The organism is Mangrovicoccus sp. HB161399, from assembly GCF_013184745.1.
In the GTDB taxonomy this organism is placed as follows: Bacteria; Pseudomonadota; Alphaproteobacteria; order Rhodobacterales; family Rhodobacteraceae; genus Mangrovicoccus.
Map to the genome: position 1 here is coordinate 1 of NZ_JAATVU010000139.1, position 7,208 is coordinate 7,208.

Genomic DNA, 7,208 nt, shown 5'->3' on the forward strand with positions numbered 1-7,208 from the left:
CCGGTTCACCTTGTCCAAGGGGCATGCAGCCTTCCTGTCCGGCACCGCCGTTCCGTGCGGCGTGCCGCGGAGCGAGCCGCTATCCGCCATTGGCGGTGTGGATGGCCGGCCAGCGGCATCGCGCCCTGCCGCGCCATGGCCTGGCGGGGGCCATGGCTGGCGATGCCCGTCCGCGGGACGCCGGGGGGCGGCGGCGCTGCCGTTTCCGCGCAGGACGGGCGCCACCTGCCCGACCGGGCGGCGCCGGAGAGGAAGCGGCAGGCACCTCGCGATCCCGGATCCTGCACCGGGGCGGCCGCACGCCCCGGAGGCCATCCCGGCCGCGCGTCCGCCGCACCGCCGGGGACCGCGGTCCCATGGCGGGGCTTCCTCGTCTTTCGGGATCCGGGCGGGCAATTCGGGACGGACAGGGCTGCCGGCCCCGCGGCTGGAGGCGAACTCCACCGCCCGGATGTCGCCGGTGCCTGTGTCCATCGCCAGATGGAGCTGGCGGCACTGGCGGCGGCGGTGGGTGCCGTGCTTCCCGGCCAGCCACTCACTGACCGGGCTTTCGCGGCGCCGCTGGCGCCACGGTCCCGTCTCGCTCGGACGTCGGCCAAGCGCGGAAAAGCCCGGGACCGGCCAGTCCGCGCACGCCATCTCGAGGATGCTGGCGGCCATCCCGACCGTTTGCCTGGGCGGCAGACTGAAGAGCACCTTGATCATCAGGCAGAACTGGATGGCACTCCTCGGGCCGGGCTCCGCCCGTCCGGCCTTCAAATCCTCTGCCGGAGGGTTTGCCGCTGGCGCGGACCGGCCCGAACTCCTCCGGCCCGTCTGCTGATCCTCCCCATTCCGAAAGGACCGGCGGACGCCCGGGTTTGCCTGCCTTCGGCGCGCGCCAGGCCACGTCCCTGCCCAGCCAGACCAGGAGCGAGCCGCGCCGCCTAAGCGCGTCCGCCATTGTGCTCGAACCAATGGCGCATCAATGGCTCGCTGCAGGATTTCCGGTTGGCCGTGCGGTGCCGGGCAGGTTCCGGCTTCGCCATGCCAAGCTCTTGACCCGCCGGAGTCGCGCCGTGAATTCCGGAAGCCGACGAGTTCCGCAACAACGCCAGTTCGAACATAAGGTCGCGCATAAGGTCGGACCTATCACCGAAGCGCCAAACCCGTCAGGCGGCTCTCGCCCTCTTGAAGCTACCCACAAGTGCCCGCCTGCGGCGTTGCAACGCAGGCACCTTCTGCGAGGTCTGCGAGGCGGAAGAAACCGGCACCGTTGTTGGCGAGATGCCAGCGGATGCGCCGTCGCCATCGGGCTCGGACCGATGGCGCCGCGATGGGCAACTCCCAGCACCGCTGGCGACGCCTTCGGCACCCGCCGGTGCCATGCGGCGATCCTGGCGCGCGGAGGCACGGCGCTCGGGCATTCCTTCGGAGTTGCCAGCGGATGCTCCATCGGTCCGAGCACCGCTGGCGACGGCAGTCATGCCCTCGCTCCCATCCGGAAAGACGGCCGCCTGTGGAAGGAGGACTGCCCTGCTGCGCTGGCGAGGAACGCCATCCCGCGGGCCGCCCGGCGGCCCGGCCGGACGATCTGTAAGCGGTGGTCCGGCTGCCACGTCCGGAGCAGGATCGAGGCCGGGATGGGGAACCCCAAATCCTCCGGCGAACGGATCGCGTCGAGGGACCCCGGCCGACAACCCGCCGAAATCCGCATCCGTGTCATTCGCGGCTGCGCTGGGACCGATGGCGCTTGCCGCTCATTCATGAACCGCTTCAACGCCCTCGGCACCGCCGAGATCGAGCGCGTGGCCTGACCTCAGTTGGGGAAGGGGCATCACGCCCCGGCGCAGACTTCTGCAACAATGCCGCGCGATATGGAAAAGATGGTCCGGCTACCGTGTCCGGAGCAGGATCAAGAAGCGCTGTTCCAGAAATCAGCTGATTGCCGCAGCAGCGTCGATCCTGAGTCCAATGCAATCCGGATCAAGCCGAACTTCTGCAACTATGCCTTCCATGACTATCAACCGCAGCCCGATTGTGCTAAGGAAAGCAAATGGAAATCCTGCAGGATTTCCGGCTATTGGTTTCAGGTCCAGGTATTGGTTCCAAGTTGAAGAGTTCTTTGGAAGAGGTTTTTTCCGGGAGCCCCGTTTATGAATATCGAAAGAAATGCAGGCTCCTCTTCTTCGAGCGAGATTCCTGCTCTCGCCACTCTGGAAATATCCGATTCCAGAATTGATATCCGAGCACGCTATTTCCGCGAATGCGAAGCGATGCTGTCGTATTATCTCTCGCGCGGAATTTCCATCTCGGACGAAAATGCGGATGAAATAGGAGAACTCGCAGGGTTCCTGGCCGCGGGAATAGACAAGCGCGACGATATCCCCATGGCAGTCCTGAATCGGCTGCACCGGCTTCTGTCCCAAGCGATTGCCCCGGCTCTGCCCCGGACAATAGAATTGATGCATTGGGACGCCAGGAAAAATCCCCTGCTGCACCGCTGGCTTGCCCCGGTTCCCACGATCAGGTCGCTGATCTGCATCACGGTCTTCTTTCTCGCCGCCGTCATTCTGGCGCTTTATTTCGGCGATGATCCGAACCTTTACCGCGTGTCAGTCCTGTCGCTGACCGGAACGAAATTCGTCCATGTGATGGCCTTCTACATGGGGCTCGCCGGACTGGGATCCGCGTTCTCAGTTCTCTATGACGCCCGGACTTATATCGTCGAAGGCACATACGACCCGCGGATCGGATCGAATTATGGCATCCGGATCATGCTGGGGATCGTTTCGGGAATGATCCTCACGCAGCTTGTCGCGCAGCCCGAGATATCTGCTGCAACAACGGAGTCCAGCCAGGCCGGTGCGGCGGCCAGCCTTCCCTATGGCATGCCGGTGCTGGCCCTGCTCGGAGGGTTCGCGGCGCAATTCGTCTACAAGGGCCTGAACCGGATGGTCGATGCCTTGTCCTCGATATTCGAGCCGAGCCGCCGCCAGGAACTCGAGGCGAAGGCCCGGGACGTGCGGCTGGAAGCGCAGCAATCCGACATGGCGTCGACTGCCGACCGGATTGCCGCCGCGGTGAACGTGTTCTCGGCCGTCCAGAAGAATCCCGCCTCGGCAACGTCGCCGGAGGTCCTCGGACAACTCCTCCAGGTGGCCGGGTCCACGACGGCTGGCAAGAAGGCGACCTCGGCCATCAGCACCGTTCTCGGCCCGGCCCAAGGGCTTCTGGACAAGGTGGAAGGCGCAGTTCAGGCGGGGAAGGTGCTTGCGGCTGTCGTGCCTGACGGCGAGTTCAAGTCCATCCTGAACAAGGTGGGCAAACTGGAAGCGACGGTTTCGGGGATCAAGTCCCTTGCGGGAACCGGGTCTCCCTTCGGCGCCGCTGAAATGCTCGTCGAAGCTGCCGGATCCCTGCCGGAAAAGAGTGCCGTTCACGGTCTCCTTTCAAGGACAGTGTCGGCCTTCTCCAAGGTTCCCGGCGTTGCCAGCCTGGCGGGAGGCCCATCCGGGCTGGCCATTGCGGTCGTGCTGGGCACGGCGCGGCTTGGAGGCGCGGCTTACGACCTGTGGAAGGTCCGGGTGCTCGACGCGGAATTCAACCAGAACCTGATCCCCCCGCTGCCCTCGCTGCCCGCCATTGCCCGGACAATCTTCGATGCCCTTCCCGATCTGGCGCAGATGCTGGGCCCGGGAGTGACGGACAATCCTGCGGCGCGCGGAGATTTTGCCCGCCGCGCGCTTGCAGCCGAGGATGATGCCCTGTTCGCGGAGCATGGTGCCGCCTCCGGCCAGGATTTCGCCAGTTTCGCGGCGCAGCTGAGGAGCTTCCGCCAGCTCGTTGCGGGCGAGGAACTGGCCGGGCAGCTGCCCGTGGAAGTGCTGGAGGAGGTAGGCGCCGAAGACCCGCGTGCGTTGTTCGACGCCGTCGACGAAATTCGCGGCAATCCGCAGGCCTTCGCTGCGCTCGACCAGCTTTTCCTGATGGCATCCAAGGCACGGGATGACGACGTCGCGCTGGAGGGCATGATCTCCGCGCTTGGCGACATGAAGAAGGAGGGGAACCCCAAATGATCCGCCCAGGAGTTTTCCTTGCCATTGCGCTGGCCGTCCTGGCCGCCTGCGACGCGCCGGGCGTCCGGAGCCTCGACAAGCTGCAGACTGCAGACGCCGAAACCCAGGCCGCGGCTGCGATCGCTTGCGAGATGTCCGATGCGGCGTGCGCGAAGCAGGCCAGGGTCAAGGCGCGCGCCTGCCTGCAGCTGGCCCAGGAAGCCGTCGGCCGTGCCGAGGCGGCCACTCCCGCGGCACGGAACAATGCGGCCTGCGCGCTCGACACCTATGGTGCCATCATCAGTGCGTCCGGTGCCGCAACGGCGGCCGATTTCGTCGGCCAGCTCGAGGCCCTGCGGCTCGGCCGCGACACGGCGACGAGCGACAGCCGGGCACGTGCGTTGAACAAGTCACTGGCGCGCACGGCCTCCAGCTATGCAGAGCATGTGCCGGGCGAGGCTGCCGGACCTTATTACGCTGCCGACAGCGCCTATTGGACCGGCGCCGACAGCTCCGGCGTCGCGGCTTGCTCGGCTTTCGGGACGGCGCGGGATTGGCTGGAGGTGGCTGGCCAAGGGGGCGCGACCAAGGATTTCCCGCCCTTTTCCGGATCGGTCCGCGCTCTGGGCGTCCAGCTCGAACGCAGCTCCGCTCTGAAAGGATGTGACGCATGACAATCGCCATCAGCGCCGGAAGCCTGAAGTTCACCACTCCGATGATGCGTGGCCCGACCGTGCAGGCTGTCCAGCGCGCGCTCATCCGGCTCGGGCACTTGCCTGTCGGCGCCGATGACGGGTTGTTCGGCTCGGGGACCCGCCAGGGAGTGCGCAACTTCCAGCAGGCGGCGGGGCTGGAAATCGATGGCGTCGTGAGCAGCGATACCGCCGCAAAGCTCGACGCGGCACTGTCGGAATTCGGCGCGCCGCCGGCGGCTGCTACGGCCGCCGCCGCCGCCCGCCTGGTTCCCGACAGCTGGATGCCTGCCGTCAAGATGGACCGGATCATCGTCCACTGGACTGCCGGCGCGCACAATCCGAGCCCTGACGACAAGAAGCATTATCACATTCTCATCGACTCCGAGGGACGGGTGCATCGCGGCAAGCATGCAATATCGGCGAACGTGCCGCCGCTCAGGAGCCAATCCTATGCGGCGCACACGAAGAACAAGAACAGCCGTTCCATCGGCGTCTCCTGTTGCGCCATGCACAATGCCCGCGAACGCCCGTTTCACGCCGGCTCCTTCCCCCTGACGCGCGCGCAGTGGGATGCACTGGCGCATGTCTGCGCCGAACTCTGCCTGCGCTATGGCATCGCCGTAAGCCGCCAGACGGTTCTCGGACATGGCGAGGTGCAGGATATCCTCGGCGTCCCGCAGGACGGGAAATGGGATCCGATGGTTCTCCCATGGGCGCCCGGGCGCCCCTTCCGCGAGGTCGGCGACGAACTGCGCGGCATGACCAGGGACTGGCAGGCGCGCCTGCTGGGGGCCGACGAAACGGAAGAGGAAATCCCGCCCGAGGAAGATGTGCTCGTCAATGGTGCGGCGTTGCCGGGCATGAACATGGATGGCGAGACCTGGGTGTCGCTCGAAGCTTTCGCCAATGCGGTCGGCTGGTCGCTGCCCTTCGTGGACTCGGGGGTTGCCGAGATCACCGACCCGCCGATCCGCATCGCGGTCAGGGACGCTCCGGATTCCTCGGGCCGGGCCTGCAGCTGGATCGAAGTTGCCGAGGCAAGCCAGTGCGCCGGGATGCAGCTGGACACCCTCGCCGACGGAACGGTGGAGCTCAAGCGGATCGACACGGCGCTGGACGGCCAGTCGCGCCGGATCACGGTGCAACCGGGGCAGACCCTGACCCAGATTGCCCGGCGTTGGCTGGGCGACGGCAACCGCTGGAGGGAATTGACGGACGAGGGCCACCGCGCCTTCACGGAGGAAACGGCCCGCAACCTCCTCGTGGGGCAGGTCATCCTGTTGCCCGGCGCGCCGCCCGCCACGCCTCCTGTCGCGCCCGGCGATGCGTCCGCCGTTCCTCCGCCGCCGGATGACCTGGGGATCGAACGCATAGGAAAGGCCATTGCCGCCACCGCTCCGGCTTTCGTCGGCCAGACGGGCCGCGAAACCATGAGCCGCTCGGTGCAGGCCATCCTCCGCTCCTGCAAGAGGCACGGCGTGACTGAGCCCGCCCATGTCGCCTACATTCTGGCGACAGCCAACCACGAGACCAATCTCGGCCGCATCATGTCCGAGAAATGGGGTCCGACGACGTTCCAGCGCAGCTATGTCGGCCGGCTTGGCAACCGGAACATGGAGGAGGCGAAGCGGTATCGCGGGCGCGGCTTCGTGCAGATCACCGGACGCTCGAACTACGAGCGGTACGGCGGGCTCTTCGGCCAGGATTTCGTGAACTCGCCTGACCTGTTGCTGGAACCTGACGTGGCCGCCGATGTCATCGTGCGCGGAATGTCGGAACTGGGTTTCACCCGCAATGGCTTCGTGCTGGCCGATCTCGGTTCCGACGAGGATTTCGACTATTTCCGTGCCCGGTCCCTGATCAACGGAGACAGCAACCGCATCGGTGACGACCGCTATCCCGGCAGGAGCATCGGCCGCGGCGTCGCTGACACTGCGCTGAAATACAGGGAAATATTTCTGGCGGCCTGAGCTTCCGGCGATATGTCCGGTCCCTGGAAAGCCGTCCTGCGTCGACGGCCGCACATAGACGAAGGCCTCGCGGCCGAGATGGTCAGACCCGAACGTCGTCATTGCCGTCCTCCCGCGGTCCCGGTGCCGGCTGGTCTGCCGCGAGGGTCTAGCGAAGCAGCGCCTCAAGAAGCGGGAACGGTGCAAGCGGTGCTTCCATGCTCCCAAATAGCACTTTGCGGAGTGCTGGTTCCTGTTGGATTGGAGGGTGTGCTGAGCTTGCGCCTTTCATCCGGGCAGATAGCGGAATGGCATATTTATTATATTTTACAGCTTGTTAAGGCAAGGGATGTCCAGCATCCGGGCCGATCCGGATACAGCCGGACGGGGGCGCAGCATCGTTCGCCAAGCGGTGCCGCGGTTGCCCGCAAAAGCTGAGGAGGCCCCCATTTCCCGGACAGGTTTGCGGCGGTGCTAAGCTTGCCTGTTGATCATGCTGCCGCCTGTAGGTCAGGGCCCTGATGGGC

Annotated in this window: 4 protein-coding genes and 4 pseudogenes; 5 read left to right on the forward strand and 3 right to left on the reverse strand. The window is 65.9% G+C overall.

Annotated elements, in window-relative coordinates; translation table 11 throughout:
* Positions 1–366 precede the first annotated feature (366 nt).
* The 3 pseudogenes from HCC78_RS35065 to HCC78_RS30865 all read right to left on the reverse strand — a co-directional run.
* A pseudogene (locus HCC78_RS35065) lies at positions 367–537 on the reverse strand (IS5/IS1182 family transposase); the annotation flags it as partial.
* A 50-nt stretch (positions 538–587) separates the two neighbouring features.
* Positions 588–726: pseudogene (locus tag HCC78_RS35070) on the reverse strand (transposase); the annotation flags it as partial.
* Between the two features lie 105 nt (positions 727–831).
* Positions 832–1,028: pseudogene (locus HCC78_RS30865) on the reverse strand (hypothetical protein); the annotation flags it as partial.
* A 303-nt stretch (positions 1,029–1,331) separates the two neighbouring features.
* Between HCC78_RS30865 and HCC78_RS30870 the strand changes: the two are divergent.
* The 5 genes and pseudogenes from HCC78_RS30870 to HCC78_RS30890 form a co-directional block, all read left to right on the forward strand.
* Positions 1,332–1,796, forward strand: a pseudogene (locus HCC78_RS30870) (hypothetical protein); the annotation flags it as partial.
* 48 nt (positions 1,797–1,844) lie between these two features.
* The gene (locus HCC78_RS30875) at positions 1,845–2,096 is read left to right on the forward strand and encodes a hypothetical protein (RefSeq protein ID WP_172332570.1); all 252 of its coding nucleotides are present in this window, start codon (positions 1,845–1,847) and stop codon (positions 2,094–2,096) included.
* A 39-nt stretch (positions 2,097–2,135) separates the two neighbouring features.
* A complete protein-coding gene (locus tag HCC78_RS30880; RefSeq protein WP_172332571.1) occupies positions 2,136–4,058 on the forward strand; it encodes a hypothetical protein in 1,923 nt (640 codons plus the stop codon).
* A gap of 131 nt (positions 4,059–4,189) precedes the next feature.
* Positions 4,190–4,711: a hypothetical protein gene (locus tag HCC78_RS30885; RefSeq protein WP_172332572.1), complete on the forward strand. Its 522-nt coding sequence runs from the start codon at positions 4,190–4,192 to the stop codon at positions 4,709–4,711.
* Positions 4,708–6,702: a peptidoglycan-binding protein gene (locus HCC78_RS30890; protein ID WP_172332573.1), complete on the forward strand. Its 1,995-nt coding sequence runs from the start codon at positions 4,708–4,710 to the stop codon at positions 6,700–6,702. Before HCC78_RS30885 ends, HCC78_RS30890 begins: the two co-directional genes overlap by 4 nt.
* Positions 6,703–7,208 lie beyond the last annotated feature (506 nt).

Coding starts and splice junctions, on each gene's coding strand:
- HCC78_RS30890 (WP_172332573.1), top strand. CDS start 4,708: ATGACAATCGCCATCAGCGCCGGAAGCCTGAAGTTCACCACTCCGATG.
- HCC78_RS30875 (WP_172332570.1), top strand. CDS start 1,845: ATGCCGCGCGATATGGAAAAGATGGTCCGGCTACCGTGTCCGGAGCAG.
- HCC78_RS30880 (WP_172332571.1), top strand. CDS start 2,136: ATGAATATCGAAAGAAATGCAGGCTCCTCTTCTTCGAGCGAGATTCCT.
- HCC78_RS30885 (WP_172332572.1), top strand. CDS start 4,190: ATGTCCGATGCGGCGTGCGCGAAGCAGGCCAGGGTCAAGGCGCGCGCC.